The organism is Microcella pacifica, assembly GCF_009371975.2.
Taxonomy (GTDB): domain Bacteria; phylum Actinomycetota; class Actinomycetes; order Actinomycetales; family Microbacteriaceae; genus Microcella; species Microcella pacifica.
The window spans coordinates 143602-169896 of record NZ_VIKT02000002.1; the positions used below are offsets into that span (position 1 = coordinate 143602).

26 protein-coding genes are annotated in these 26295 nt (G+C 69.6%); 3 read left to right on the forward strand and 23 right to left on the reverse strand.

All coding sequences use genetic code 11. The features are described 5' to 3' along the window. Positions 1–4: 4 nt before the first annotated feature. The 16 genes from phnD to FK219_RS01845 all read right to left on the reverse strand — a co-directional run bounded on the left by phnD (position 5) and on the right by FK219_RS01845 (position 15559). A complete protein-coding gene (gene phnD, locus FK219_RS01770) occupies positions 5–982 on the reverse strand; it encodes a phosphate/phosphite/phosphonate ABC transporter substrate-binding protein (protein ID WP_152582953.1) in 978 nt (325 codons plus the stop codon). 142 nt (positions 983–1124) lie between these two features. Then, a complete protein-coding gene (locus tag FK219_RS01775) occupies positions 1125–1811 on the reverse strand; it encodes an HAD family hydrolase (RefSeq protein ID WP_152582886.1) in 687 nt (228 codons plus the stop codon). After that, positions 1808–2224 (reverse strand): transcription antitermination factor NusB, encoded by a 417-nt coding sequence (gene nusB / locus FK219_RS01780; protein ID WP_152582887.1) that lies wholly within the window; start codon positions 2222–2224, stop codon positions 1808–1810. Before nusB ends, FK219_RS01775 begins: the two co-directional genes overlap by 4 nt. Before the next feature lie 4 nt (positions 2225–2228). Next, the gene (gene efp, locus FK219_RS01785) at positions 2229–2792 is read right to left on the reverse strand and encodes an elongation factor P (RefSeq protein ID WP_152582954.1); all 564 of its coding nucleotides are present in this window, start codon (positions 2790–2792) and stop codon (positions 2229–2231) included. 80 nt (positions 2793–2872) lie between these two features. Continuing rightward, positions 2873–3313: a type II 3-dehydroquinate dehydratase gene (gene aroQ / locus FK219_RS01790; protein ID WP_152582888.1), complete on the reverse strand. Its 441-nt coding sequence runs from the start codon at positions 3311–3313 to the stop codon at positions 2873–2875. A gap of 9 nt (positions 3314–3322) precedes the next feature. Beyond that, a complete protein-coding gene (locus FK219_RS01795) occupies positions 3323–4861 on the reverse strand; it encodes a peptidase M16 family protein (protein ID WP_152582889.1) in 1539 nt (512 codons plus the stop codon). A gap of 28 nt (positions 4862–4889) precedes the next feature. Further along, on the reverse strand, positions 4890–5969 hold the full coding sequence (gene aroB / locus FK219_RS01800; protein WP_152582890.1) for a 3-dehydroquinate synthase: 1080 nt from the start codon (positions 5967–5969) through the stop codon (positions 4890–4892). Then, on the reverse strand, positions 5966–6532 hold the full coding sequence (locus FK219_RS01805; RefSeq protein WP_328821564.1) for a shikimate kinase: 567 nt from the start codon (positions 6530–6532) through the stop codon (positions 5966–5968). Before FK219_RS01805 ends, aroB begins: the two co-directional genes overlap by 4 nt. Beyond that, positions 6525–7730, reverse strand: coding sequence for a chorismate synthase (gene aroC / locus FK219_RS01810; RefSeq protein ID WP_152582891.1), 1206 nt, complete (start codon positions 7728–7730; stop codon positions 6525–6527). Before aroC ends, FK219_RS01805 begins: the two co-directional genes overlap by 8 nt. A 4-nt stretch (positions 7731–7734) precedes the next feature. Next, positions 7735–8574: a shikimate dehydrogenase gene (locus FK219_RS01815; protein WP_152582892.1), complete on the reverse strand. Its 840-nt coding sequence runs from the start codon at positions 8572–8574 to the stop codon at positions 7735–7737. Then, positions 8567–9838: an endolytic transglycosylase MltG gene (gene mltG / locus FK219_RS01820; protein ID WP_328821565.1), complete on the reverse strand. Its 1272-nt coding sequence runs from the start codon at positions 9836–9838 to the stop codon at positions 8567–8569. The genes FK219_RS01815 and mltG overlap by 8 nt, the downstream gene beginning before the upstream one ends. Further along, entirely contained in the window at positions 9835–10305 is a 471-nt protein-coding gene (gene ruvX, locus FK219_RS01825) for a Holliday junction resolvase RuvX (RefSeq protein WP_152582893.1), read from the reverse strand. Before ruvX ends, mltG begins: the two co-directional genes overlap by 4 nt. A 2-nt stretch (positions 10306–10307) precedes the next feature. Next, the gene (alaS, locus tag FK219_RS01830; RefSeq protein WP_152582894.1) at positions 10308–12965 is read right to left on the reverse strand and encodes an alanine--tRNA ligase; all 2658 of its coding nucleotides are present in this window, start codon (positions 12963–12965) and stop codon (positions 10308–10310) included. A gap of 60 nt (positions 12966–13025) precedes the next feature. Beyond that, complete coding sequence (locus tag FK219_RS01835) at positions 13026–13253, reverse strand: hypothetical protein (RefSeq protein WP_152582895.1); 228 nt, start codon at positions 13251–13253, stop codon at positions 13026–13028. Between the two features lie 147 nt (positions 13254–13400). Further along, positions 13401–14030 (reverse strand): 30S ribosomal protein S4, encoded by a 630-nt coding sequence (rpsD, locus tag FK219_RS01840; RefSeq protein ID WP_152582896.1) that lies wholly within the window; start codon positions 14028–14030, stop codon positions 13401–13403. Positions 14031–14194: 164 nt separating this feature from the next. Further along, on the reverse strand, positions 14195–15559 hold the full coding sequence (locus FK219_RS01845) for a replication-associated recombination protein A (protein WP_152582897.1): 1365 nt from the start codon (positions 15557–15559) through the stop codon (positions 14195–14197). A gap of 126 nt (positions 15560–15685) precedes the next feature. Here FK219_RS01845 and FK219_RS01850 point away from each other — a divergent pair, with 126 nt between their 5' ends. The 3 genes from FK219_RS01850 (at position 15686) to FK219_RS01860 (ending at position 18473) form a co-directional block, all read left to right on the forward strand. After that, positions 15686–16468: a peptidylprolyl isomerase gene (locus FK219_RS01850; protein ID WP_152582898.1), complete on the forward strand. Its 783-nt coding sequence runs from the start codon at positions 15686–15688 to the stop codon at positions 16466–16468. Positions 16469–16580: 112 nt separating this feature from the next. Further along, a complete protein-coding gene (locus tag FK219_RS01855) occupies positions 16581–17813 on the forward strand; it encodes a DUF349 domain-containing protein (RefSeq protein WP_152582899.1) in 1233 nt (410 codons plus the stop codon). Positions 17814–17903: 90 nt separating this feature from the next. Next, complete coding sequence (locus FK219_RS01860) at positions 17904–18473, forward strand: type IV toxin-antitoxin system AbiEi family antitoxin (RefSeq protein WP_152582900.1); 570 nt, start codon at positions 17904–17906, stop codon at positions 18471–18473. On the opposite strand, the gene FK219_RS01865 is transcribed toward FK219_RS01860, so the two are convergent. The 7 genes from FK219_RS01865 to ruvC form a co-directional block, all read right to left on the reverse strand. Beyond that, positions 18452–20707: a RelA/SpoT family protein gene (locus FK219_RS01865; RefSeq protein WP_152582901.1), complete on the reverse strand. Its 2256-nt coding sequence runs from the start codon at positions 20705–20707 to the stop codon at positions 18452–18454. The two genes, FK219_RS01860 and FK219_RS01865, sit on opposite strands and share 22 nt — an antisense overlap. A gap of 58 nt (positions 20708–20765) precedes the next feature. Continuing rightward, positions 20766–21776: a protein translocase subunit SecF gene (secF, locus tag FK219_RS01870; RefSeq protein ID WP_152582902.1), complete on the reverse strand. Its 1011-nt coding sequence runs from the start codon at positions 21774–21776 to the stop codon at positions 20766–20768. Next, positions 21773–23521 (reverse strand): protein translocase subunit SecD, encoded by a 1749-nt coding sequence (secD, locus tag FK219_RS01875; protein WP_152582903.1) that lies wholly within the window; start codon positions 23519–23521, stop codon positions 21773–21775. The genes secF and secD overlap by 4 nt, the downstream gene beginning before the upstream one ends. Positions 23522–23600: 79 nt before the next feature. Further along, positions 23601–23960 (reverse strand): preprotein translocase subunit YajC, encoded by a 360-nt coding sequence (yajC, locus tag FK219_RS01880; protein WP_152582904.1) that lies wholly within the window; start codon positions 23958–23960, stop codon positions 23601–23603. A gap of 88 nt (positions 23961–24048) precedes the next feature. Next, positions 24049–25065 (reverse strand): Holliday junction branch migration DNA helicase RuvB, encoded by a 1017-nt coding sequence (gene ruvB, locus FK219_RS01885; protein WP_152582905.1) that lies wholly within the window; start codon positions 25063–25065, stop codon positions 24049–24051. Further along, a complete protein-coding gene (gene ruvA, locus FK219_RS01890; protein WP_152582906.1) occupies positions 25062–25703 on the reverse strand; it encodes a Holliday junction branch migration protein RuvA in 642 nt (213 codons plus the stop codon). Before ruvA ends, ruvB begins: the two co-directional genes overlap by 4 nt. Next, positions 25700–26293, reverse strand: coding sequence for a crossover junction endodeoxyribonuclease RuvC (ruvC, locus tag FK219_RS01895; protein WP_152582907.1), 594 nt, complete (start codon positions 26291–26293; stop codon positions 25700–25702). Before ruvC ends, ruvA begins: the two co-directional genes overlap by 4 nt. Positions 26294–26295: the final 2 nt, after the last annotated feature.

The following is a 26295-nucleotide window of genomic DNA, read 5'->3' on the forward strand; positions in this document are numbered from 1 at the left end:
GGTACTACTCGCCGAAGTTGGCCTCGACCTGACGCGCGGCGTCGAGGGCGTCGAGGTCGGCGGGCACGAGACCCTCGATGCTGTAGACCGCGTCGAGTGCGGCGAGGCCCTCCTCGCTGTCCGCGATCGCGAGGAACGCCTCCGTGATGGCGTCCTTCAGGTCCTGCGGGAGGTCACCCGCGACGGCGACGCCGTCGTTCGGGATCGCGGTCGACCAGGCGAACACGACGACGTCCTCACCGACCGTGGGCAGTTCCTCGACCACGTTGCCGCGGGCGTCGTTGAAGCTCACGCCGACGGTCGCGTCACCTCGGGCGACGGAGAGCACCGAGTTCGGGTGCCCACCGGCGAAGAACGAGCCGCTCAGGGCGAAGGGGTCGAGACCGGCCTCTTCGAGCTGCGTGGCCGGGTAGTAGTAGCCCGAGGCCGAGCCCTCGTCGACGAACGAGATGGCCTCGTCCTGCTCGATGAGCGCGAGGGCGCTCTCGCCCACGGGGCCGCTCTCGGCGTCGAGCACGCCGTTGCAGAACGCGAAGCCGTCCTCGTCGAGCACGACCTCGGTCTCGCAGAAGCGGTCGGGGTCGTTGGTGAACCACTGCGTGACGTAGGTGCTCGAGCCGAAGCGCACCGACTGCAGAATCGGCTCAGCGCCAGCCTGGTCGGCAGCCTGGACGAGCGCGATGGGGCCGAACATGCCGATCGCGGCCTGGCCCGACTGCATGGCGACGACGAGCGCGTTGTAGCTGTCGGTGACCTCGGCGCGCACGGTGATGCCGAGCTCCTCGCTCAGCAGGTCGCCGAGCACCTCGGCATCGAGCACGAGCTGGTCGACCTCCTGCGAGGGGACGAGTCCGAGCACGATCTCCTCGGGCCACTCGGTCGCGGCGCCGTCATCGGTCGGCTCCTCTGCGGTGGGGGCGCAGGCAGCGAGGCCGAGCGCGAGGGCCGAGGCGGCGGCGATCGCACCCCAGCGACGGGTCATGGTCTTCACAATGGACTCCTCTAGGTATGTGTATGCAGTGCGCGGCCACCCCCGCGTGGGAGCGACCACACCTAGACCGTATTCCGCCGACGGCGCCCCGACCTAGTGCTGCCGCATCGCGGCGCGGGAATTTACGTGCTGTTCACGCGGTGGTCGGCGATGCGGTGCGCCAATGAGCAAGATCGCCGTACAGCGTCTCGATGACCGCGGCGCGGAAGGTCGGTCGAGCTCGAGGCTGGGGGTGGCGCTCGATGAGCGCCGTCGCGGCGCGGTCTGCGACAGGCTCGAGGTCGTTGCGCCAGATATCACCGACCGAGAGAAGGCGCTGCCAGCGCGCTGTATCGAGCTCGGCGCCTTCCGCGGTGAGGGCACGCAGTCCCGCGGGCTTGCCGGCGTCCCCGATGACGCGGTCGAGGTGCGGTGCGAGGCCGAGCGCGCGCACGAGCCGTTCTGTGCCTTCGCGGGGCGCGTTCGTCACGAGCACGCGATCCCAGTCGCGAAAACCGCCCAGGAAGTCGGTGATGCCGGGCGGGATGCTCACCTCAAGCTCCCCGAAATCGAGGGTCGCACGCGACCGCAGATAGGCCTCGCTCAACTCCTGCTCCCCGAGGCCGTGCTCACGCGCCCACTGCGCCACCGCGCCGTAGCCGTCCGCGCTCCCCGCGAAGGGGCCGTCCGACACCCCGCCGAGGAACGCCTCGAGAGGTTCCTGGATGCTCCGCTCAGGGTGCCCGAGGGAACGAGCGACCTCCGTTGCGTAGGCGATCACGGGCGCATCCCCCAGGCACAGAGTGCCGTCGAAGTCGAGGATGAGCAGTCCCTCGCTCACGCCCGGACGGCCTCTGCCACCGCCCCGAGTACTCCGTTCACGAACGATGCCGACTCCTCCGTCGAGAGCACGGTGGCGAATTCCAGCGCCTCCGCGATGACGACGGCCGTGGGCACCTCGGGATTGTGCTGCAGCTCCCATGCGGCCAGGCGCAGGATCGCACGGTCGACAACGGGCATGCGGGCGAGGGTCCAGCCGACGGCCCGCCCCTCGAGCTCGGCGTCGAGCTCGCGCTGGTGCTCGACTACGCCGCGGACGATCTGCTCGGCGTATGGCCAGCTCGAGGCTCGCTGCGGCTGCGCGACGGCGCGCCGCGCCTCCTCGTCCAGAACCTCCTGCAGCGGAACCTGGCGCACATCGGCGACGTACAGCATGTCCAGGGCGCGCTTGCGCGCCTTGGTGCGTGCTCCCATGCCTCTACTCGTTCACGCGGCCGAGGTAGTCGCCCGAGCGGGTGTCGACCTTCACCTTCGTGCCGGTCTCGAGGAAGAGCGGCACCTGAATCTCGTAGCCGGTCTCGAGCGTGGCGGGCTTCGTTCCGCCCGTCGAGCGGTCGCCCTGCAGGCCCGGCTCGGTGTAGGTGACCTCGAGCACGACCGACGCGGGCAGATCGAGGTAGAGCGGCAGGCCGTCGTGCATGGCGATCGTCACCTGCTGGTTCTCGAGCATGAAGTGCGCGGCGTCTCCCACGACGGGGCCGGGCACCGTCACCTGGTCGTAGTCCGTCGTGTCCATGAAGACGAAGTCTGCGCCGTCCTGGTACAGGTACTGGTAGTCGCGCCGATCGACGTTGGCGAAGTCGATCTTCGTGCCGGCGTTGAAGGTCTTGTCGACGACCTTGCCGCTCGTCACGTTCTTGAGCTTGGTGCGCACGAACGCGCCACCCTTGCCGGGCTTCACGTGCTGAAACTCGATGACGGCCCAGAGCTGACCGTCGAGGTTCAGCACACTGCCGTTCTTGATGTCGTTGGTGGTCGCCATGAGGCCGTCACAATCCGTTCCGTGGGTCACGAGCGGCGCATCCGAGGGTGCGTGCGCCGCCGAGCGAGTCTAGTGCGCGGCTACGAGGAGCGCAGAATCGTGTCGAGAGCGAGCTGGTACGACTGCGTGCCAAAACCCGCGATCACGCCCGTCGCGACAGCGCTCACGACGCTCGTGTGACGGAACTCCTCCCGGGCGTGCGGATTGGACAGGTGAACCTCAATGACGGGAACGCCCCGCTCGGTCACGAGGGCGACCGCGTCGCGCAGGGCATAGGAGTAGTGCGTGAAGGCCGCGGGGTTGAGGATGACGGGAGTTCGAGCATCCACCGCCTCGTGCAGCCAGCCGATGAGAGTCGCCTCGTCGTTGGTCTGGCGGAGGTCGATCTCGACAGCGCCGGCGCGCGATGCGAGCTGCGCCCGCACGTCCTCCAGGGACGCCGTGCCATAGATCTCGGGCTCTCGTGTGCCGAGCCGGTTGAGGTTGGGTCCGTTCAGGACGAGCACGCGGTCGAACGTCATGCCCCGAGCCTACGGCGACACGGGCAGCCCGAGTCGACTTTCGACGTGCACGACGCGGTCGGCGGGGACCCGCTCCCGGATAGCACGGCCGAGAGGCTCGGCGCCCTTCCACGCCGTGTAGGTCACGTCGAGGCTCCAACTGTCCTCGAGTGTGATCTCGAAGCCAGTGCTCGAGTGCAGGAGAAGCGCCACTGAGCTCAGATCGATCGCCCACGCCGAGTCGGAGTCGGAGAGGAGGAGCTGGCCATCGTCGAGCGTGAGCGTCGCGCCCGCCGAGGGCGACCCCCGGCGACCCTTCGCCGTGAGGGTTCGCCCGGACGTCAGGCGCCTGCCCCAGTCCCATGCTGAGCGCTGGGGCCACGGTGCGTTCGGGATCTCGGGATGACTCAGCCCCACGCTCGCGGCCGTGGAGTCGTCAAGGCCGCCGCTCGCCGCGTTGAGCGTCACCAGGAGACCCTCCGCAGCGGGCTGGAGGGCGGCGACGATCTCCTCCTCTGTGATCGCGGCCACGATACGCTCCGCCTCGACCGGGCCCGTGCGCTCCTCGCGCCACGCCAGGGCAACGCCCGCAGCCCCCGCGTGCGCATCCCACCCGCTCTCGGAGAACAGCTCGGCGAGCATTCTCTCGCGGGTGCGCGCCAGGAGCGACGGATCCACTCGCCCGCCGCTCAGCCGATCGATCAACTCGACCAGAGCCGAGACAGCCGGCGTGGACTTGGACGGCGGAGGATCCGTGAACAGCACCAGAGAGCGGTGATAGCGGCCGTGAGTGATGTAGTCGCCCAGCACCGAGTAGACCAACGAGCGTTCGTGGCGCAGGTCCGCGAGCACCGCCTCCTCGCAATAGTGGCCGACGAGGCTCGCCACGGGCCAGTCTCCGACGATGTCGAACGTCACGGCGAGGGGTGCGGACTCCGACCACGTCCACGTTCGGGTCGTCAGCAGAGAGGCGGTCGCGGGCTTCGCCCGCGCCCAGCCGTCGGGGGCCTTCGGCACGAGGACGTCGAACTCGAGCTCCGGCACGTCGGGCCCGATCACCACGAGCGATGCATTTCCGATGTGCAGGTGCTCCCGCACCCACGACACGACCTCCTCGGGCGTCACCCTGTCGAGCGTGGGCGCACCGAACTCCGCGATACCGAGCCCCCGGTACCCGAAGCGTCGCGCCAGCGGGCCGGCGACGGGGAAGACAGCCGCACCGACTTCAGCGTCGATCGCCGCGACGTCGCGATGCAGGTCGGAGAGCTCATCCGACGCGATGCGCGAGACGGAATCGGCCACGGCCCGCACGAACTCCGCCACCTGACCCGGCGCGCCGGAAGCGTAGAACGTCATCGCATCGCGCTCCGTGACGGCGTTGTGCTCGTGGGCCGGCACGGCGACGCCGCGCATCACCGCGTGCTCGACGAGGTGAGGCACACCGGCGCTGCGCACCGCCGACTGCGAGGTACCGCTGCCGAAGATCAGCGCGACCTGGGCTTCCCCCGGTCGGATGCGCCGAACCATGGGGATACCGGATGTCGTCGTGGGGAAGATGAGTCTGGTCACGTCCACATTCTGACGGATGCTCGCGCCGCTACTCGCCGACCTCCTGGTACGCGGCGAAGAGCATCGACTCGTCGGTGCCGTTGAGCACGCGCGGCCGCGCGATGTCGTCGAGCACGATGAAGCGCAGCATGCCCGCTCGCGCCTTCTTGTCGCGCTGCATCGTCGCCAGAAGCGTCTTCCAGCGCCCGAGCGGATACCCCGTCGGCAGTGTGAGCGACGCAAGGATGCGGCGATGCCGATCGACGGCCTCTGCGCTCAGGGAGCCGGCCAGGTGCGCGAGCTCCGCGACGTACACCATGCCGATCGCGATCGCAGCGCCATGGCGCCAGCGATAGCGTTCGGCATGCTCGATCGCGTGGCCGAGCGTATGGCCGTAGTTGAGGATCTCGCGCTGGCCCTGCTCGGTGAAGTCCTCACTCACGACCCGGGCCTTCACGGCGATCGCCCGCTCCACGAGCTCCCGGAAGACTTCGCTGCTCGGGTCGGTCGCGACGGTCACGTCGGCCTCGAGAAGGTCGAGGATGACCGGGTCGGCGATGAAGCCGCACTTCGCCACCTCCGCGAAACCCGCGAGGATCTCGTTCTGCGGCAGGGTGCCGAGCAGGTCGAGGTCGGCGAGCACCACGCGCGGCGCGTAGAAGGCGCCCACGAGGTTCTTGCCCTCCGCCGTATTGATGCCGGTCTTGCCGCCGACCGCGGCATCCACCATGCCCAGTACGGTCGTGGGTACCTGAATGAGCGGAACGCCGCGAAGCCAGGTTGCCGCGACGAAGCCCGCGAGGTCGGTGGTCGCGCCGCCGCCGAGCCCGATGACGACGTCGGTGCGCGTGAAGTCGGTCTGGCCCATGACCTGCCAGCAGAACGCCGCCACTTCCACGCGCTTCGCCGCCTCGGCATCGGGCACTTCGGCGAGCAGCACCTCGACGCGACCCGCGAGCGCCTCCCGCAAACTTTCCGCGACCGCGCCCAGGGTGGGGGCGTGCACGATGAGAGCCTTCGCGGCGGTAAGCGGAATGCGGTCGTGCAGCGTCGCGAGCAGGCCACGGCCGACGATCACGTCGTAGGCCGACTCTCCCGTCACCGGGATCGCGGTCGATGCGGTGGTCATGATGGCCCTCCCGGGGACTCGTGGACGGGCAGCGTGCGCACCCAGGTGGCGATCTCCTCAGCGATCTGACTGAGCGGCCGGCGCGAGGTGTCCCACCGCACGGTCGCGAGCGACTCGTAGACGGGCATCCGCGTCGCGACGAGCTCCGTCCAGCGATCGATCCCTCCCGTGAGCAGCGGGCGCTTGGCGTTCTCGATGCGCGCCGCCACCGCCTCAGGGGAGATCGTGAGCAGCACGACGGGCAGCGCTCGCAACGCCTCCGCGGTCTTGGGCGTCATGACCGCTCCCCCGCCGAGCGCGACGACGGCGCGCTGAGCGAGTGCTGAGTCGACCGCCTCCGCCTCCCAACGGCGGAACACCGGCTCTCCGTGCTCCGCGAAAATCTCGGGAATAGCGCCGTGCTCGGCCTCGATGAGCGTGTCGGTGTCGAGGAACGGGACGGAGAGGATGCGCGCGACCCGCTTGCCGAGCCGCGTCTTGCCGGCGGCCGGCGGCCCGATGAGCACCGCGAGCGGCGAGAGGCCCTGCGTCGTGACCGCCCCTGACTCGCCCCGCTCAGGCACGACCCTCCGCGACGGCGGTCGTGAGCGTCGCCGGGATCGCCGCGAGGTAGCCCTCGAGATTGCGGCGCGTCTCGGCGATCGAGTCTCCGCCGAACTTCTCGGTCATGGCCTCCGCGAGCACGAGCGCCACCATGGCCTCGGCGACGACGCCCGCAGCGGGCACGGCGCACACATCCGAGCGCTGATGGTGCGCGGGGGCCGCTTCGCCGGTGGCCGTGTCGATCGTGCGCAGGGCGTGCGGCACGGTCGCGATGGGCTTCATGCCCGCGCGAACGCGCAGCACTCCGCCCGTGCTCATGCCGCCCTCCGTGCCTCCCGCGCGATCGCTCTCACGGTGGATGACCCCGTTCTCGAGCACGAGCTCGTCGTGCGCGGCAGAACCGGGTCGACGAGTGGACTCGAAGCCGTCCCCGACCTCGACGCCCTTGATGGCCTGGATGCCCATGAGAGCACCGGCGAGCCGCGCGTCGAGCCGCCGATCCCAGTGCACGTAGGAACCCAGACCGGGCGGCAGCCCGTATGCGACGACCTCGACGACGCCGCCGAGAGTGTCCCCGCTCTTGTGCGCGGCGTCGACCTCCTCGACCATGCGCGCGCTCGTCTCGGCGTGCAGGCAGCGCAACGGGTCGGCGTCGAGGCGCTCGACATCGTCGGGGTGCGGGAGCGGAGCATCCTCGGGAACCCGCACGGGGCCGATGCTGAGCGTGTGCGCGACGAGCCGGATTCCCAGCTCGGCCAGGAAGGACCGCGCGATCGCCCCGAGCGCGACGCGAGCTGCCGTCTCGCGGGCGCTCGCCCGCTCGAGCACCGGTCGCGACTCGTCGAAGCCGTACTTCTGCATGCCGACGAGGTCGGCGTGGCCGGGGCGAGGGCGCGTGAGCGGCGCCCCGCGACCGCTCTGCAGCTCTGCGGGGTCCACCGGGTCGGCGCTCATGACGGTCGTCCACTTGGGCCACTCGGTGTTGCCGATACGCAGCGCCACGGGGCTGCCCATGCTGAGGCCGTGCCGCACGCCACCGGAGATCGTGAGCTCGTCCTGCTCGAACTTCATGCGCGCGCCACGACCGTAGCCGAGCTTGCGACGCTGCAGATCGGCCTGGATCGCCTCCCGCAGAACGGGCACGCCCGCGGGCAGCCCTTCGAGGACGGCGATCAGTTCGGGGCCGTGGGATTCCCCGGCGGTCAACCAGCGCAGCATGCCCCTAGTCTTTCACGAGCGCGGAGGCCATCGCGGCCTCCACGGTCGCCTCCGCTTCCAGCGGGACCTCGGTCTGGCCGGAGACGAAGAGTCGCACCTGCCGGACCGCCTGGTGCAGCAGCATGTCGCGACCGGAAGCCACACGACCGCCCACAGCGAGCCACTGCGCGGCGAGCGGCCCCGGCCACGGGTGGTAGGTGACGTCGAGGGCGACAGCGTGCTCTCGCGCGCTGACAGGCAGCTGCTCATCGAGAGGCACGCCGTTGGGCAACGTCCACGCGACGACGTCGGTCTCCTCCACCACGGCAGCCAGGTCGCCGAGCGCGACCGCATCGAACTCGAGCCCGAGCTCCTCGGCGAGAGTGCGAATGCCGCCAGCACGAGCGGCGTCGCGCACCGCGACCGTGATGCCGCGCACGCCGAGCGCGTCGAGCGCGACGACGACCGAGCGAGCCGTGGCCCCGGCGCCGACGAGCACAGCGTGCTCGGCTGAGCTCAGTCCGGCCCTGCGCAACGAGCGCTCGACTCCGACGACATCCGTGTTGCGCACGATGCGTCGACCGTCGTCGGCGAGCAGCAGGGTGTTGGCGGCGCCCGTCAGCTCGACATCGCGGTCGCCGTCGTCCCCGAGGCGCGCGAGCTCCTCCTTGAGCGGCATCGTGGCCGAGATGCCGCGCCAGGAGCGATCGAGACCGTCGAGGAAGCCGGCCAGCTCGTGCTCACGGACGTCCGCCCGGCCGTACGCCCAGTCAAGGCCGAGCGCCTGGTACGCGGCGGCGTGCATGACCGGCGACAGGGAGTGCGCGACGGGATGGCCGAGCACCGCCAGCGAGCGCTCACTCACAGTAGACGGCGTTCTCCTCGCTCGCCCGGCACCAGGCGCGCAACTCTGCGACGCCCGCCTCGTGCTCCGCGAGGGTCTCCGAGAACTTGGTCTCCCCCGTGGCGAGGTTGATCGTGACGAAGTAGAACCAGTCGCCCTCCGCCGGGTTGAGGGCCGCGTCGATGGCGACATCCCCCGGTGCAGCGATGGGTCCGATCGGGAGACCCGGGTTGGCGTAGGTGTTGTAGGGGTTCTCCGCACCGAGGGCGTCGCCACTCGACCACACCGACCCGGTCTCGCCCGCACCGTACTGGGTCGCCGAGTCGAACTGCAGCAGCGCATCCTCAGCCAAGCGGTTCTCGATCACGCGCGCCACGCGATAGAAGTCGTCGGAGAGCCGCGCCTCGCGCTGGATGAGCGAGGCCTTCGTGAGCACGGTGTGACGGTCCTCCTCCGCGACACCCGCCGCGTCGAGTCGCGCGAACATCTCGTCGACCAGGGTGCGGATGTGATCCTCGGCCGTCGTGCCCGGCTCGAAGCGGTAGGTGGCGGGGAACAGGTAGCCCTCGATATTGGGCGCGACCTCCGGGATGCCGTAGATCGAGGGGTCGGCGATCGCCGCCTCGTACTCCTCGAGCGCGATGCCCGTGCCGGCCGAGAGCGCCTCGATGACCTCGCCGGCACGCAGGCCCTCGCGCACGGTCGCGCTCAACTCCACTTTGTTCTCGGGGTCGAGCAGGGCATCCAGCGCCGACTGCGCCGACATCTCCTCCTGCAGTCGGTAGGTTCCCGGAATGAAGGAGATGGAGGGGTCGGCGAGAAGGAGATCGTAGAACGCGTCGAAGGTCATCGTGACGCCCTGCTCGGTGAGGGACTCGGCGACATCGGCGCCGATCTCGCCGCTGTAGATGGTCACGAGCACCTCGGTGCCGTTGCCGGTGCCCTCGTAGTCGTTGGGCAGCTCCCAGCCGAGCACCTCGCGCACCTGGGTCTCGTAGTTCGTCCAGACGTACCACGCACCGCCCGCCGCGCCGCCGAGAAGCAGCACGAGCACGATGCCGAGCACCCACGGCCAACGGCGCCGGCGAGCACCCGAGGCCCGCTCCTTGGGCGCGCGTCGAGCGCGGGGACGCTCGCGAGCATCCCGCGCGGCTCGGCGCGAGAGTGGAGGCGGAGCACCCACCGTCGCGGCAGGGCTGGCAGCCTCGCCGCGGCGCTGCTCGGGCGCTGTGCTCTCCTGTGCCGGGCGGAAGATCGCGTCCCAGTTGTCGTCGTTCTCACTCACGATGAGGGGTGTCCTTCGTCCGGGTCGACGAGTTCGCCGGGCGGGTTGCCGCTGGCGCGCTCGTGGTCGAGGGCGTGCTGGAGCAGGATAACAGCGGCCACCTGGTCGACGACGGCGCGCGAGGTGCGAGAGGTGCGGCCCGCCTCGCGGAGGGACCGCGCGGCCGTGACGGTCGTGAGGCGCTCGTCCACGAGGCGCACGGCGACGTCGAGCGTGCGCGCGAGCTCGAGCGCGACCTCCCGGGAATCCGCGGTGGAGGCTGTCTCAGCGCCGCTCAATGACAGTGGGAGACCCACGATCACCTCGGTCGCGCCCGTCTCGTCGACAATGCGCCGGATGCCCGCGCCGTAGTCGCCCCGTCGTGCGAGTGTCTCGACCGGGGTCGCGAGCATGCCGTGCAGGTCGCTGCGCGCGACGCCGATGCGCGCCCGCCCCACGTCCACGCCGAGGCGCACGCCGCTGCGCATGCTCAGGCGCGCAGCTCGCGCACGACGGCCTCAAGCGCCGCACCGATGGCCGAGGGGTCGGAGCCGCCCCCCTGGGCGAGGTCGTCTTTGCCACCCCCACCGCCGCCGAGCACGCCCGAGGCGACCCGCGCCAGCTGGCCTGCTTTCACGCCCGCTTCTCGCGCCGAGTGCGTCGTGGCCACGATCACGGTCGCCTTGCCGCCGAGCTCGGCCGCGAGGGCGATGACTGCCGCGGATTCGGCGAGTCGTGCCCGCACACTCGTCGCGAGCGTGCGCACGTCGTCGGCAGAGCCGACCGAGCCGAGGTTCTCGACGACCGCGGTGACGGAGCCCACGGGCGCCGCCGAGGCGACGAGAGCGGGGACCCGCTCGCTCAACCGGCTGGCCTCGATCTGGGCGATGCGCTTCTCGGCCGCCTTGAGCTGAGCCGCGAGCTCGCCGATGCGCTCGGGCAACTGGTCCTTCGGCGTCTTGAGACTGCTCGTGAGCTGGGCGACGATCGCGCGCTCGGTCGCGAACTCGCGGAAGGCGTCGAGACCGACGAGCGCCTCGACGCGCCGGTTGCTCGACCCGACCGAGGACTCGCTCACGAGACTGATCATGCCGATCTCAGCGGAGCTCGCGACGTGCGTGCCCGCGCACAGCTCGCGCGACCAGGGGCCGCCGATGTCGACAACGCGAACGCGGTCGCCGTACTTCTCGCCGAACAGCGCCATCGCTCCGAGCGACTTGGCCTCGTCGAGCCCCATGACGCGGGTCTTGACGGGAAGGTTGTCGCGCACGGCGATGTTGCTGATCTCCTCGAGCTCGCTGCGCGTCGCGGGGCTCAGCGCCTGGTTCCAGCTGAAGTCGAGCCGCATGTAGCCGGCCTTGTTGTACGAGCCGGACTGGTGGGCGTCGTCGCCGAGGGTCTGCCGCAGGGCGGCGTGGATCACGTGCGTCGCCGAGTGCGCTTGCGTGGCGGCACGCCTCCACTGCGGGTCGACGTGCGTGGTCGCGGCGTGCCCCACCTGCACCTCGCCGCTGCGCACGTGCACGCGATGGCTCACGAGTCCCGCGATGGGGCGCTGCACGTCGAGCACCTCAAGCTCGTAGCCAGGCCCCACGATCGAGCCCGCGTCCGACTCCTGGCCGCCGGATTCCGCGTAGAGGGTCGTCTCGGCGAGGATGACCTCGGCGAGGTCTCCCGCATGGGCGGCGGGCACGCTGCGCCCCTCGACGATGACGCCGAGCACGGTCGTCTCGGTGTCGAGCTGCTCGTAGCCGAGGAACTGCGTCTCGCCGTGCGCGCGGAACTCGCCGTAGACGGAGACGTCGGCCAGCACTGCCTTCTTCGACTTAGCGTCGGCCTTGGCGCGTGAGCGCTGCTCGCTCATGAGCCGGTCGAAGGCGGCGCGGTCGACCGAGAGCCCGGCCTCCTCCGCCATCTCGAGCGTGAGGTCGATGGGGAACCCGAACGTGTCGTGCAGCTGGAACGCGGTGTCGCCAGCGAGCGTTCCCCCTCCGGCCTTCGCCGTGCGGTCGACGGCGAGGTCGAGGATGCTTGTACCCGCGGCGAGCGTGCGCAGGAAGGCCTCCTCCTCCCCGAGAGCGAGGCGCGAGACGCGGTCGTAATTCTCTGCGACGTCCGGGTACGCCGTGCTCATCGCGTCGCGCGAGGCGCCGAAGAGCACCTCGAAGCTCGGCGCGTCGACGCCCAGCAGCCGCATGGCGCGAATGCTGCGGCGCATGAGTCGGCGCAGGATGTACCCGCGACCCTCGTTGCCCGGGGCGACGCCGTCGGTCATGAGCATGAGCGAGGAGCGCACGTGGTCGGCGATGACGCGCATGCGCACGTCATCCTCCGCATCGGCCCCGTAGCGGCGCCCCGAGAGGCCCGCGGCCGCGTCGAGCACGGGCCGCACCTGGTCGATCTCGTACATGTTCTCGACACCCTGCTTGAGGAACGCGACGCGCTCCATGCCCATGCCGGTGTCGATGTTCTTGTTCGGCAGCTCGCCGAGAATGCGGAAGTCGGTCTTCGAGGTCACCTGATCGATCGCGTACTGCATGAACACGAGGTTCCAGATCTCGATGTACCGGGTGTCGTCCACGGCGGGGCCGCCCTCGGGGCCGTAGGCCGGGCCCCGGTCGAAGTAGATCTCTGAGCACGGGCCGGCCGGGCCGGGCTGGCCGGTGGACCAGTAGTTGTCCTCCTTGCCCATGTTCTGGATGCGCTCGTCAGGCAGACCCGCGATGCTCTTCCAGAGTCGCCGCGCCTCGTCATCCTCCTCGTACACCGTGACCCAGAGGTCCTTCTCCGCGAAGCCGAGACCACCCTCCGATTCCGGCAGGGTCAACAGCTCCCAGGCGTACTCGATCGCTCCGGCCTTGAAGTAGTCGCCGAAGGAGAAGTTGCCGTTCATCTGGAAGAACGTGCCGTGACGGGTGGTCTTGCCGACCTCCTCGATGTCGTTCGTCCTGATGCACTTCTGCACGCTCGTGGCGCGGGCGTACGGTGCGGGCACGACCCCGGTCAGGTACGGAATGAAGGGCACCATGCCCGCGATCGTGAACATGACCGTCGGGTCGTCCGCGATGAGCGAGGCGGAGGGCACGACGGTGTGACCGCGGCTTCCGAAGAAGTCGAGCCACCGGCGCTGGATGTCGGCGGTCTGCATGGGGGTTCCTGAATCTCGGGTGGCGGGGCCGTCGGGCCCCACCCGACGACGTGGGGCGTGCTACTTGAGGCGGTTGGTGAGGTCGGCGATGGTGTCCTCAGCCTCGGCCACGGCGGCGCGCAGTTCAGCTTCGCGCTGCTTGTAGCCCTCGACGACGGCCGAGCCGAACTCGCGGGCCTTCTCATCGACGTCGTCGAAGAACTGCTTGCCCTGCGGGGTCTTGGAGACCTGGTGGGCGGCGACGAAACCGACGGCAGCGCCGACGATGAGCCAGACGATGTTCTTCATGGGGTTCTCCCTCGATCAGTGGTACGGGTCATTAGTGCGGTCGCGGGTTCGCCCGCGTGCGGGCAGAGTCCAGCCTAGCGGGGCCGGGAGACGAGGAACGGGGGCCCGGCATGCGCCGAGCCCCCGTTCAGGAAGTGCTGTGGTGCCCTAGCGGGCGGCGTAGTACTCGACGACGAGCTGCACTTCGCACGTTACGGGAACCTCGGCGCGCTTGGGGCGGCGCACGAGGCGCGCCTGCAGCCTGTCGAGCTCGACCTCGAGGTAGCCGGGAACCTTGGGGAGCACGTCGACGTGGCCGCCGGCCGCGGCGACCTGGAAGGGCTCCATGCCCTCGCTGCGAGCCTTGACGTGGATGAGCTGGCCCGGCTTCACGCGGAAGGACGGACGGTCGACGAGCTGGCCGTCTACGAGGATGTGGCGGTGCACGACCATCTGGCGCGCCTGCGCCGTGGTGCGGGCGAAGCCCGAGCGCAGCACGAGCGCGTCGAGACGCATCTCCAGCAGCTCGACGAGGTTCTCACCCGTCAGGCCCGCCGACCGGCGGGCCTCGTTGAACGCGATCTTGAGCTGTGCCTCGCGAATGCCGTACTGGGCGCGCAGGCGCTGCTTCTCGCGCAGACGCACGGCGTAGTCGCTGTCAGCCTTGCGCTTGGTGCGGCCGTGCTCACCGGGAGCGTATGGACGCTTCTCGAGGTACTTGGCGGCCTTCGGAGTGAGGGCGATGCCGAGTGCGCGCGAGAGGCGGGTCTTGCTACGAGTGCGTGACTTGGTAGACACGGTTTCCTTCCATGGGCGTGGCCGAGAATTTCAGCGGCTCACGGGCGTACACCGCTCCGTCCGGTCCGAACGCACGCCGAGGCGATCCGGTGGAGGCTACGAGGGAGGGTGTGCCCATATCTGACGGGCCGAGCAAGCTTAGCAGAGCGGCCCACGATGGGCGCTCACTCGGGGCGCTGGTTGCCCCGCACGATCGCGCGCAGCTTGGCAAGCCGTGCAGAGACCTCGCGCTCATGCCCCCGCTCCGTCGGCCGGTAGTACTCGCGCCCCACGAGAGGATCCGGCAGGTGCTGCTGCTCGGCTACGCCCACCGGCTCGTCGTGGGGGTACACGTAGCCCTTGCCGTGGCCGAGCCGCTTCGCACCCGGATAGTGCGCGTCGCGCAAGGGTGACGGAACACGACCGATGCCACCCGCGCGCACATCGGCGATCGCCTCGTCGAGCGCGCGATAGGAGGCGTTCGACTTGGGTGCGGTCGCGAGGTAGACGACGGCTTCGGCGAGCGGGATGCGCCCCTCCGGCATGCCGATGAGCTGCACGGCCTGCGCGGCCGCGACAGCAAGGGGCAGCGCCTGCGGGTCGGCGATGCCGATGTCCTCCGCCGCCGAGATGATGACCCGCCGAGCGATGAACCGAGGGTCTTCCCCCGCTTCGATCATGCGCGCGAGGTAGTGCAGCGCCGCGTCCGGATCACTGCCGCGGATCGACTTGATGAACGCGCTGATGACGTCGTAGTGCTCGTCGCCCTGCTTGTCGTAGCGCAGCAGCGCTCGATCGACCGCCTGCGCGACGATGTCCGCCGTGATCACGGGATGCCCGTCCCGCTCGCTCTGCTCCGACGCACCGTCATGCGCTCCCGCCGACTGCGCGGCCGCCTCCAGCGCAGTCAGGGCCCGCCGAGCATCCCCCGAGGCCAGGCGCACGAGCGTCTCCCGCGCGGCGGGCTCGAGCACGACCCGGCCGCCGAGGCCGCGGGGATCGGCGACCGCTCGATCCACGAGCTCGCCCAGGTCGTCGTCGCTGAGCGCGGCAAGCGTGAGCAGCAGGCTGCGGCTCAGCAGGGGCGCGATGACCGAGAACGAGGGGTTCTCCGTCGTCGCGGCGATGAGGATGACCCAGCCGTTCTCCACCCCGGGCAGGAGGGCGTCCTGCTGGGCCTTCGTGAAGCGGTGGATCTCGTCGAGGAACAGAACCGTCGAGGAGCCGTACAGGTCGCGATCGGAGAGCGCACGCTCCATGACCTCGCGAACGTCGCGCACGCCCGCGGTCACGGCGGAGAGCTCGACGAAGCGTCGGCCCGAGCTGCGCGCGATCGCCTGCGCGAGGGTCGTCTTGCCCGTGCCCGGCGGTCCCCAGAGAATCACCGAGACGGCGCTCGGAGAACGCGCGGGATCGTCGCTCGCGAGACTCACGAGCGGCGAGCCGGGGGTGAGGAGGTGCTGCTGGCCCGCGACCTCGTCGAGCGAGGTCGGCCTCATGCGCACGGCCAGGGGAACGGCGCTCGAGCCGAGCCCGGGCTGTTCATCCATGGGGCGATGCTATCGGCCCGCCTCGTGAGCGAGCCGTCGACGACCGAGGCGGTGCCCGCCCTCGACTAGAGTTCACCTCGGCGCCCTCCCCCGGCGCCGACAGCGTCCACGAGGTGAGGGAGCACAGTGGCAGCCAGCTCGAGCAGAGACCGTCAGGCCCGCGAGAGGCTGCGCCAGTACCAGGCGCGCCAGACCGTGCACGAGACGAAGACGGCGCGCCGCAAGCGCGACAACCTCATCGCCGTCATCGGGCTCGTCGTGGTTGCTGCGCTCGCGACGACGGCGCAGCTCGTGTACCTCACCGGACCGGGCGCGCCCGAACCGGTGATCACCCCGACGGCGGAGCCTTCCGCCACGCCGTCCGCAACGCCCGACGCCGCGGCGCCCGCCCCCGAGCTCAGCGAGTTCCGCACCTGGACGGGATCGCTCACCCTGAACGACGACATCGAGCTCGGCCTCGAGCTCGACGGCATGGCGGCCCCGCAGGCGGTCGCCTCCTTCGTCTCCCTCGCGCAGACGGAGTTCTTCGCCGGTCTCACGTGCCACCGCCTCACGACGGAGGGCATCTTCGTGCTGCAGTGCGGCGACCCCGCGGGTGACGGCTCGGGAGGGCCCGACTACCGGTTCGGGCCGATCGAGAACGCGCCGGAGGACGATGTCTACCCCGAAGGCACACTCGCCATGGCCCGTCAGGGCGGCGACGGCTCGAGCATGGGCAGCCAGTTCTTCATCGTCTACGAGGGCTCGACCATCCCCTCCGACGCCGCCGGCGGGTACACGGTGCTCGGCCGCATCACGAGCGGGCTCGACTCGCTCATGACCGGCATCGTCGACGCGGGCGCTGAGGGTGGCGCTGCCGACGGTGCGCCCGCGGTGCCGACGACCATCACGAGCATCACGATCCAGTAGCGATGCACCGCGCCGCCTCCGGCACCGGTCGGGCGGCATCATGCGTGGAATATGCTGAAAAGCCGTGCGACGACCTTCGCCGCCGACCGAGTGACCAGAGGATGAGATCCACGTGACTGACAACGGTGTGACCCAGTGGGGCCGCGTCGACGAGACCGGCACGGTCTTCGTCACCGACCGGGGTACCGAGCGCGCGGTGGGGCAGTATCCCGACGGCTCTCCCGAGGAGGCTCTCGCCTACTTCACGCGCAAGTACGCGGAACTCGAGGGCCAAGTGCGGCTGCTCGAGCAGCGCGCACGAGGCGGAGCTCCGGCAGCGGATGTCGCCAAGACCGTGACGAGCCTCACCGAGGCCCTCGAGTCGGCGGCGGCCGTCGGCGACCTCGAGGCGCTGCGCACGCGCGTCTCCGCCCTCACCGTCGCGGTCGAGAAGCTCACGGAGGAGCAGAAGGCCGAAGCGGCCGCCGCTCTCGAAGCAGCGCTCGTGGAGCGCACCCAGATCGTCGTCGCGGCGGAGGCTCTTGCAGCGAAGGACCCGCAGTCGGTGCAGTGGAAGCAGGCGACGGCCGAGCTGGATGCCCTGTTCTCCCGCTGGAAGGAGCACCAGCAGACCGGCCCGCGAGTGCCGAAGAAGCAGGCCGACGAACTCTGGAAGCGCTTCCGCGCGGCACGCACGACGGTCGAGACGCACCGTCGGGCCTTCTTCGCGGCCCTCGACGCCGAGCACAAGGATGCGCGACAGCGCAAGCAGGACCTCGTCGCGCGGGCAGAGGCTCTCGCCAGCCAGGGCACGGCGGGCATCCCCGCCTATCGGAGGCTCCTCGACGAGTGGAAGCAGGCGGGCCGGGCAGGCAAGAAGGTCGACGACGCGCTCTGGGACTCGTTCAAGGCCGCCGGGGACGTTCTCTACGCCGCCAAGGCTGAGGTCGACGCGCGGGAGAACGAGGAGTTCGCCGGCAACCTCGAGGCGAAGCTCGCGATCCTCGAGGAGGCGAAGCCCCTCCTGACCGCGACGGACCGCGTGGCAGCGCGCAACACGCTCACGAACATCCAGAAGCGGTGGGACGCGATCGGCAAGGTACCCCGCGATCAGATGAAGTCGGTCGAGGACAGACTGCGCGCGATCGAGACGGCCGTGCGCAAGCTCGAGGACGACCACTGGAACACCTCGAACCCGGAGAAGAAGGCGCGCTCGGAGGGCCTCGCGGCGCAGCTCGAGTCGGCGATCGCCGGCCTCGAGGCGGATCTCGCCGCCGCTCGCGCAGCGAAGGACGAGGCGAAGGTCGCCGAGCTCACCGAGGCTCTTGAGGCGCGACGCGCCTGGCTCGCCGCCGTGGACGCCTGACCACTATCCCCAGGGCCGGCTCGGCGCGTCACTCTCCCCCGTTCGAGAGGATGCTCCGTCTCGAGGGCTCGCAACCGCGACACTCTCGGCATGACGTCCTCCACTCCGCTCCGCCTGACCGACACCGAAATGCGCGCCGCCGCCCTCGACGGCGAGCTGCTCCCGCTCGGTGCGAGCTACCTGCCCCTCGACGTGCCTCTCGACCCGCGTACGCGCCTCATGGCCCTCGCCCCCGCTCTCGGTGACGACCGCATCATCATCGCCGCGCGCTGCGCCGCGTGGGTCTGGGGCTGGACGGAGTCGGCCTGCCCGACGCTGTGCTGCTGCGTCTCGAGCCGTCACCGGATCCCCTCCACGGCGCGGCGCACTCTCGCAGCGCGGGAGGTCGTGATCGAGCTCGACGAGATCGCGAGACTCGACGGCGTCGCGATCACGACCCCGCTGCGAACGCTCGTCGACCTCGCCCGGCACGACGAGGGGGACGACCTTCCCCGGCTGCTCGCCTCAGCACTGCAGGAGACCGCGGTGACGAGAGGGCTGAGTGCCGAGTGCATCGACGAGGCGCTGCGGCGTCGACCCACGGCCGCGCACACCCGCCGAGCGCGGGTGCGACTGCGGCAGGCGAGCGCAGAGGCTGCTCAACCGTTGCTGACGCGGTAGACGTCGTACACCGCGTCGATGCGGCGCACGGCGTTGAGCACGCGGTCGAGATGCGTCGTATCGCCCATCTCGAAGACGAAGCGACTGATCGCGAGCCGGTCGCGATTGGTGTTGACGCTCGCGGAGAGGATGTTGACGTGATGCTCCGTCAGCACGCGCGTGACATCGGAGAGCAGGCCCCCCCGGTCGAGCGCCTCGACCTGCACTTGCACGAGAAACACGCTCTTGGAGGTCGGCGCCCACTCGACGTCGATCATGCGATCCGGCTCCGAGAGCAGCGACTGGACGTTGGTGCAGTCGCCGCGGTGCACGCTCACTCCCTGTCCGCGCGTGACGAAGCCGACGATCGCGTCGCCGGGCACGGGGGTGCAGCACTTGGCGAGCTTGACGAGAATGTCGGGGGCGCCGCGCACCAGGACACCGGAATCGCTCGTCTTCAGAGGACTGCGCACGCGCGACGGAACGCTGAAGGGCTCGTCGTCCGACTCTGACTCCACGTGCAGAGTCGCGAGGATCTTCTCGATGACCGACTGGGTCGACACGTGGCCCTCGCCGACAGCCGCGTACAGGGCCTCGACGGTCTCGTAGCGCAACTGGTGGGCCACGTGCGCTACCGAATCCTGCGTCATGAGGCGCTGGAGCGGCAGGTTCTGCTTGCGCATCGCCCGTGCGATGGCGTCCTTGCCCTGCTCGACGGCCTCGTCGCGACGCTCCTTCGTGAACCACTGGCGGATCTTGGAGCGCGCTCGTGTGCTCGTGACGAAGTTCAGCCAGTCCTGACTGGGGCCCGCATCGGGGTTCTTCGAGGTGAACACCTCGACCGAGTCTCCGCTCGCGAGCACGGTCTCGAGCGGCACGAGACGACCGTTCACCTTGGCACCCATCGTGCGATGACCGATCTCGGTGTGCACGGCGTAGGCGAAGTCCACGGGCGTCGCACCGGCGGGAAGACCAATGACCTTTCCCTTGGGCGTGAAGACATAGACCTCCTTCGCCCCGATCTCGTAGCGCAGATTGTCGAGGAACTCGGTCGGGTCGCTCGTCTCCGCCTGCCAGTCCGAGATGTGCGCGAGCCAGGCCATGTCGGTGTCCGACCGTTCGGTGCCCGCCTCGCCGCGCCCCGCACCGGCCATGCGCTCCTTGTACTTCCAGTGCGCTGCGACTCCGAACTCGGCGCGCTGGTGCATCTCGTGCGTGCGTATTTGCAGCTCGACGGGGCGGCCACCCGGGCCGAACACCGTCGTGTGCAGGGACTGGTAGAGATTGAACTTCGGCGTGGCGATGTAGTCCTTGAACCGACCGGGCATGGGGTTCCAGCGCGCGTGCACAGCCCCGAGAACGGCGTAGCAGTCGCGGATCGACCCGACGAGGATGCGCACTCCCGTGAGGTCGTAGATGTCGTCGAAGTCGCGGCCGCGATGCACCATCTTCTGGTAGATCGAGTAGTACTGCTTGGGCCGCCCCACGACCGCACCCTTGATCTTCGCCTGCCGCAGATCAGTCTTGACCTCGTCGATGACCAGCTGCACGAAGGCCTCGCGCTCGGGGGTGCGCCCCTTGACGAGACTCTCGATCTCGACGTAGATCTTCGGGTAGAGCACGGCGAACGAGAGGTCTTCGAGCTCCCACTTGATCGTCTGGATTCCCAAGCGATGCGCGAGAGGCGCATAGATCTCGAGCGTCTCCTGCGCTTTGCGCTGCGCCGACTCGGCCGGCACGAAGCCCCACGTGCGCGCATTGTGCAGGCGGTCGGCGAGCTTGACGATGAGCACCCGGATGTCTTTCGACATCGCGACGATCATCTTGCGCACCGTCTCCGCCTGCGCACTGTCGCCGTACTTGAGCTTGTCGAGCTTCGTGACGCCGTCCACGAGCATCCCGATCTCGTCGCCGAAGTCCGCGCGCAGCTGATCGATCGAGTACGAAGTGTCCTCCACCGTGTCGTGCAGGAGCGCCGCAGCGATCGTCTTCGCCCCGATGCCGAGGTCGGCGAGGATCTGTGCGACCGCGAGCGGGTGCGTGATGTACGGCTCGCCGCTCTTGCGGGTCTGGCCCGCGTGCGCCCTCTCCGCCACCTTGTAGGCGCGCTCGATGAGGGCGATATCGGCCTTGGGATGCTGCTGCCGCACCGTCTTGGTGAGACTCTCGAGACCACCCGCGGGCTGCGAGCGCGAGAAGATGCGGGGCAGGAGCGCGCGCAGCGCAGGACCCTGCTGCTGCGTCGTCTCGGTCATCCCTGCGCCTCCTGCTGCGATTCTACGGCGCGTGCGTGAGACTCCCGCTCAGGTGCGATCAGCGGACGGCGCCGGATTCCGGTCGTGCCGCCTTATGCCGCGATCCCTGCTTCTTGACCTCGGGCTCGTTCTCGCGCAGGTGCACGTACAGGGGCGCCGCGAGGAATATCGACGAGTACGTTCCCACGAGCGTGCCGATGAAGAGCGCAAGCGCGATGTCGCGCAGGGTTCCGGCGCCGAGCAGGAGCGAGCCGATGAACAGGATCGCTGCGGTGGGCAGCACCGCGACGACGGAGGTATTGATCGAGCGGACGAGGGTCTGGTTCACCGCGAGGTTCACCGACTGCGCGAAGGTGCGCCGCGACTCGACGCCGTCCTCGCTCGTGTTCTCGCGAACCTTGTCGAACACCACGACCGTGTCGTACAGCGAGTAGCCGAGGATCGTGAGGAAGCCGATGACGGCTGCTGGAGTGATCTCGAGCCCGAGCACGCCGTACACGCCGGTCGTGATGATGAGGTCGTGGAACAGCGCGACGATCGCCGCGAGAGCCATCTTCCAGGTGCGGAAGTAGAGCGCCATGACGACACTCGCGAAGAGCAGGAAGACGACGAGAGCCAGAAGCGCCTGCCGGGTGATATCCGCGCCCCAGGTCGCACCGATGAAGGACGATGCCACGTCTGCCTGCGTGACGCCGTAGGCGTCGGCGAGGGCGGCTCTGAGCTCGTCCGTCTCCCCCGGCGTGAGCTGCTCGGTCTGCACTCGCACGGAGTCGCTGCCGACGATGGAGACGCGCGGGTTGGCACCGGTGACGACCTCGTCGACCGCGTCGACGGCGATCGACGTCGCGGCGGCGGTGCCCTCGATCGCGGCAGAGCTGCCCGTGACCCGGAACTCCGAGCCGCCGCGGAACTCGATGCCGAACACGAACCCGCCGCGCAGTGCAGTGAACGCGATCGCGAGGATGAGGACGGCCGCGCCGATGGAGTACCACACGACGCGCTTGCCGACGAAGTCGAAGGACCGTGCGCCGGTGTAGAGGTCGTTGCCGACCCGGGTGAGCATGCTCATCGCGCGTCCTCTCCTTCGCCACGGGCTTCCGCGGCCTTGCGCTCGGCGATCGTCTGACGGCGCTGCGCCTCACGGCTGCTGCTGGCCCGCTTGACCGCGGGCACCGATTGCGGCTGCCGGAACTGGGCTCGGCCGCGATAGACGGCTCCCAGAGCCTTGGGGTCGAGGCCACTCAGCGGGTGGCCATCCCCGAAGAAGCGCGTGCGCCCCAGCAGCTGCATCATCGGGTGCGTGAAGAGCGCGACGATGACGAGGTCGACGATGGTGGTGATGCCGAGCGTGAAGGCGAAACCGCGAACGTTGCCGACCGCGAGCACGAAGAGCACGGCGGCGGCGATGAAGTTGATGACGTCGGAGATGAGGATCGTGCGGAAGGCTCGCTTCCAGCCCGCCTCGACCGCGCCATCGAGTCGGCGCCCGTCGCGCAGCTCGTCTCGGATGCGCTCGAAGTACACGATGAAGGAGTCGGCGATGACGCCGATCGAGATGATGAGGCCCGCGACACCGGCGAGCGAGAGTCGGTAGCCCTGCTGGTTCGAGAGGAACGTGATGATGAGGTACGTCACGATTCCCGCAATGACGAGGGACGCGATGATCACCCCACCGAGGGCCCGGTACTGGATGAGCGCGTAGCCGATCACGAGGGCGATACCGATGAGACCGGCGATGATGCCGCTCTGCAGCTGGGAGAGACCGAGCGTCGCCGTGATGTTCTCGCTGCTCTGCACCTCGAAACCAAGCGGCAGCGCGCCGAACTTGAGCTGATCGGCGAGCACCTGAGCGCTCTCCTGCGTGAAGTTTCCGCTGATCTGCGGCGAGCCGTCCGTGATCGCGCTGATCGTGCGCGGGGCGCTGATGACGCGCCCGTCCAGCACGATGGCGAACTGGTTGCGGATACCCGTGAGGCCCACGAGGCGCTCGGTGACCTCGCGGAACTGCGCCGTGCCCTCGTCGTTGAAGTCGATGAAGACACCGAACTCGTTGGTGGTCACGCCCCTCGACGATGCGATGAGCCCAGACCGCGCATTCGCGATGGCCTCGCCCTCGACCTCGACGGGGCCGAGGATGTACTTGATCGAGCCCTCCGCCTCGCACGTCACAAGAGGCTCGTCGACGGGCGCGACGTTCGCACCCACGACGTCGAGGCTCGAGCACTCGAAGGTGTCGAACTCCCGCTGAAGCTCCTCGGTGATCCACGCTGGGTCGCTCGCATCGGTGGGAGAGGCGCTCGGGGTCGGCTCGGCCGTCTCGCCCTCCGCAGCCTCGTCGTCGGTCGCGGCCTCGTCCGTCGCGTCGCCGTCGGCAGAGTCCTCGTCGGTCGCCTCGGGGTCGTCGAGAATCTGGTTCGAGGCGAGGTCGGCGAGCAGCACGGGCCGGAACTCGAGCTTCGCCGAGCTCTGAATGCGCTCGATCGTCGCGGGGTCGGGCACGCCGGGAATCGCGACGACGATGTTCTCGCCGCCCTGCGTGTTGATCTCCGCTTCGCTCACACCGCCCGCATCGACGCGTTGTCGAATGATCGCGACGGCCTGCTCAAGCTGCTCCTGGTCGACCTGGTCCCCGGAGGCGAGCTGCGGCGCGAGGATGATCTGCGTGCCACCCTCGAGGTCGAGGGCGAGCTTGGGCGTCCACTGCCCGTTGTTGAACAGCACGCTCGCGCCATTGGCGGCGATGAGGCCGACGATGATGACGAGCAGCCAGACGAGTGAGCGAATCGCGTTGCGCTCGGGAGTGCTTCGGGCCACCTCTAGGTACTCATTTCTTCGGTCGAATCTGCGGGCATGCGTCAGAAGGCGCGCACCACGCGGCCGGGACGGAGAGGGGTCAGTCGTCCGACTTCTTGGCGTCGGCGCTCGATTCGTTGAGGCGGGGAGCGTCGGTCGAGTCGTCGGCGTCGACCTCGTCCGCATCCTCCTCGACGACGTCATCCTCGACGACGCGAGCGAGCGTCTGACGGTGCACGCGCACGGTGCTGCCCGGGCCGGTCTCGAGTACGGCGATGTTGGACTCCTCGTCGATCTCGACGAGCGTGCCGAAGAGGCCGAAGTTGGTCATGACCTCGGCGCCGGGCACCATCTTGTCCTGCAGCTCGGCCAGGTCGGCACGGCGCTTCCGCGAATTGCGGATCATGAAGAAGATGAGCAGGGCCAGGACGGCCAGCATGACGATAGTCAACGGATCCATGGGGTGGGACGCCTTTCGAGGAGTTCAGCGGCTCGACGACGTGGTCGTCGTCAGGGCATGCGGATGCTGCGCCGGAGCCTGCCGACCACTATAGGTCATCGAGCGCGGTCGGCTCGGGCCTGCGCCCGAGGTGCTGCCACGCGCGAGGCGTCGCGACGCGCCCGCGCGGAGTCCGCGACAGCAGGCCCGTCCGCACGAGGAAGGGCTCGACGACCGCCTCGATCGTCTCGGCCTCCTCCCCGACCGACACGGCCAGGGTCGAGAGACCGACGGGGCCGCCGGCGAAGCGGTCGACGATGGCGGTGAGCACGGCGCGGTCGAGACGGTCGAGGCCCCAGTCATCGACGTCATACAGCTCGAGCGCCGCCTGAACGGCGTCGCGGTCGGCCGGGCCCCCGTTCACGAGCGCGAAATCGCGCACGCGCCGCAGCAGACGGTTCGCGATGCGGGGCGTGCCACGCGAACGACCGGAGATCTCGGTGAGAGCATCCTGACCGATCTCGAAGCGCAGTAGTGCCGCCGCGCGCGTGATCACGCGCAGCAGCTCCTCCGGCTCGTAGAACTCCAGGTGCGCGGTGAAGCCGAACCGGTCGCGCAGCGGGTTCGGCAAGAGCCCTGATCTCGTGGTCGCGCCGACGAGCGTGAACGGGGCGAGCTCGAGCGGAATGCTCGTGGCGCCCGCACCCTTGCCCACCATGATGTCGACGCGGAAGTCCTCCATCGCGAGGTAGAGCATCTCCTCGGCGGAGCGCGCCATGCGGTGGATCTCGTCGACGAAGAGCACCTCGCCCGGGACGAGGGACGACAGAACGGCGGCGAGATCGCCCGCGTGCTGGATCGCCGGTCCACTCGTCATGCGGAGGGGGCGGGCGCCCTCGTGGGCGACGATCATCGCGAGCGTCGTCTTGCCGAGACCGGGAGGTCCCGCGAGAAGGATGTGATCCGGGCTGCGGTTCTGCAGCGAGGCCGCCTCGAGCAGCAGCTGCAGCTGACGGCGTACCTTCTGCTGACCGACGAACTCCTCGAGGCTGCTCGGGCGCAGCGCGCCCTCGAAGGCGAGTTCCGCCTCCGACTCGGGGTCCGGCCGCACGACGGCGTCGCTCATCGTGCCGAGCCTCCACGAGCATCCCGAGCGGGCCCGAGCTGCGCGAGCGCGCGGCGCAGCAGAACGGACAGCTCGGGCAGGGGCGCTTCCTCCGCCTGATCGATGACCGCAGTGGCGGCCTCGAGGGCCGTGCGCTCGGGCCAGCCGAGCCCTGTGAGAGCCGCGACGAGGGCTGTGCGCGGCGCGGTCTCCGCGCGCGCATCCTCACCCGCTGCGGTGCCGCGCGCAGGGGTGCGCGGGGCCTCGAGCTTGCCCGCGAGTGTGACGACGATGAGCTTCGCCGTCTTCGGGCCGATGCCGCTCACCGCGCGGAAGGGGGCATCATCATCGTTCGCGATCGCGTGCGCGATCGCGTCGGCGTCCATCGAGCCGAGAACGCCGAGGGCAGACTTCGGCCCGACGCCAGACACCGTGCGCAGCAGCTCGAAGAGGCCCAGCTCGACCTCGTCGACGAAACCGAAGAGGCTCAGGTCGTCCTCCCGCACGACGAGCGCCGTGTGCAGTCGCACGGTGTCGCCCACCCGCAGCTCGCGCGCATGACGCTCGGTGATCGCGACGGCGTAGCCCACGCCGGCGACCTCGAGCACGAGTCGACCGGTCGCGAGCGCGACGATGGTTCCTCGAAGGCTGGCGATCACCTGTCGAGCTTACGGGCGCGCGCCGACTTCTCGGCGGCGCGCCACGCGTCCTGCGCGGGTGTCGAGCGCTGTACTCCACCGAGCGCCTCCTCCGCACCGCTGTGCGCGACAGGAGCACCCCGCCAGCCGTGGCAGATGGCGAGCGCGAGAGCGTCGGCGGCGTCCGCGGGATTCGGCGGAGCATCCAGTCTCAGGATGCGCTGCACCATCGCCGTGACCTGCTTTTTGTCGGCGCCCCCGTGCCCCGTGACCGCGGCCTTGACCTCGGTCGGCGTGTGCAGCGTGACCGTGAGGCCCCGCGCCGCCGCGGCGTGCAGCACGACACCGCTCGCCTGCGCTGTTCCCATGACCGTGCGCACGTTGTGCTGCGCGAAGACGCGCTCGAGCGCCACGACGTGCGGGCGATGCTCGTCGAGCAGCTCGGCGAGCTCGGTGCCGATCGCGAGCAGCCTCTGCTCGAGCGGCAGGCTCGGCTCCGTCCTGATGACGGTGACCGCCACGAGGCTCGCGCGCCGTCGTGCATCGATGTCGACGACTCCGACGCCGCACCGCGTCAGTCCGGGGTCGACACCGAGCACCCGCAGCGGCACGC

Bases quoted from the DNA above. Each gene is read 5' to 3' on its own strand.
- FK219_RS01865 (WP_152582901.1), bottom strand. From the start codon at position 20,707: ATGACCGAGACGACGCAGCAGCAGGGTCCTGCGCTGCGCGCGCTCCTG.
- yajC (WP_152582904.1), bottom strand. From the start codon at position 23,960: ATGGATCCGTTGACTATCGTCATGCTGGCCGTCCTGGCCCTGCTCATC.
- aroB (WP_152582890.1), bottom strand. From the start codon at position 5,969: ATGACCACCGCATCGACCGCGATCCCGGTGACGGGAGAGTCGGCCTAC.
- FK219_RS01860 (WP_152582900.1), top strand. From the start codon at position 17,904: ATGACGTCCTCCACTCCGCTCCGCCTGACCGACACCGAAATGCGCGCC.
- FK219_RS01835 (WP_152582895.1), bottom strand. From the start codon at position 13,253: ATGAAGAACATCGTCTGGCTCATCGTCGGCGCTGCCGTCGGTTTCGTC.
- phnD (WP_152582953.1), bottom strand. From the start codon at position 982: ATGACCCGTCGCTGGGGTGCGATCGCCGCCGCCTCGGCCCTCGCGCTC.
- ruvB (WP_152582905.1), bottom strand. From the start codon at position 25,065: ATGAGCGACGCCGTCGTGCGGCCGGACCCCGAGTCGGAGGCGGAACTC.
- alaS (WP_152582894.1), bottom strand. From the start codon at position 12,965: ATGCAGACCGCCGACATCCAGCGCCGGTGGCTCGACTTCTTCGGAAGC.
- ruvX (WP_152582893.1), bottom strand. From the start codon at position 10,305: ATGCGCAGCGGCGTGCGCCTCGGCGTGGACGTGGGGCGGGCGCGCATC.
- aroQ (WP_152582888.1), bottom strand. From the start codon at position 3,313: ATGACGTTCGACCGCGTGCTCGTCCTGAACGGACCCAACCTCAACCGG.
- secF (WP_152582902.1), bottom strand. From the start codon at position 21,776: ATGAGCATGCTCACCCGGGTCGGCAACGACCTCTACACCGGCGCACGG.
- efp (WP_152582954.1), bottom strand. From the start codon at position 2,792: ATGGCGACCACCAACGACATCAAGAACGGCAGTGTGCTGAACCTCGAC.
- FK219_RS01845 (WP_152582897.1), bottom strand. From the start codon at position 15,559: ATGGATGAACAGCCCGGGCTCGGCTCGAGCGCCGTTCCCCTGGCCGTG.
- aroC (WP_152582891.1), bottom strand. From the start codon at position 7,730: ATGCTGCGCTGGTTGACCGCCGGGGAATCCCACGGCCCCGAACTGATC.
- nusB (WP_152582887.1), bottom strand. From the start codon at position 2,224: ATGGGAGCACGCACCAAGGCGCGCAAGCGCGCCCTGGACATGCTGTAC.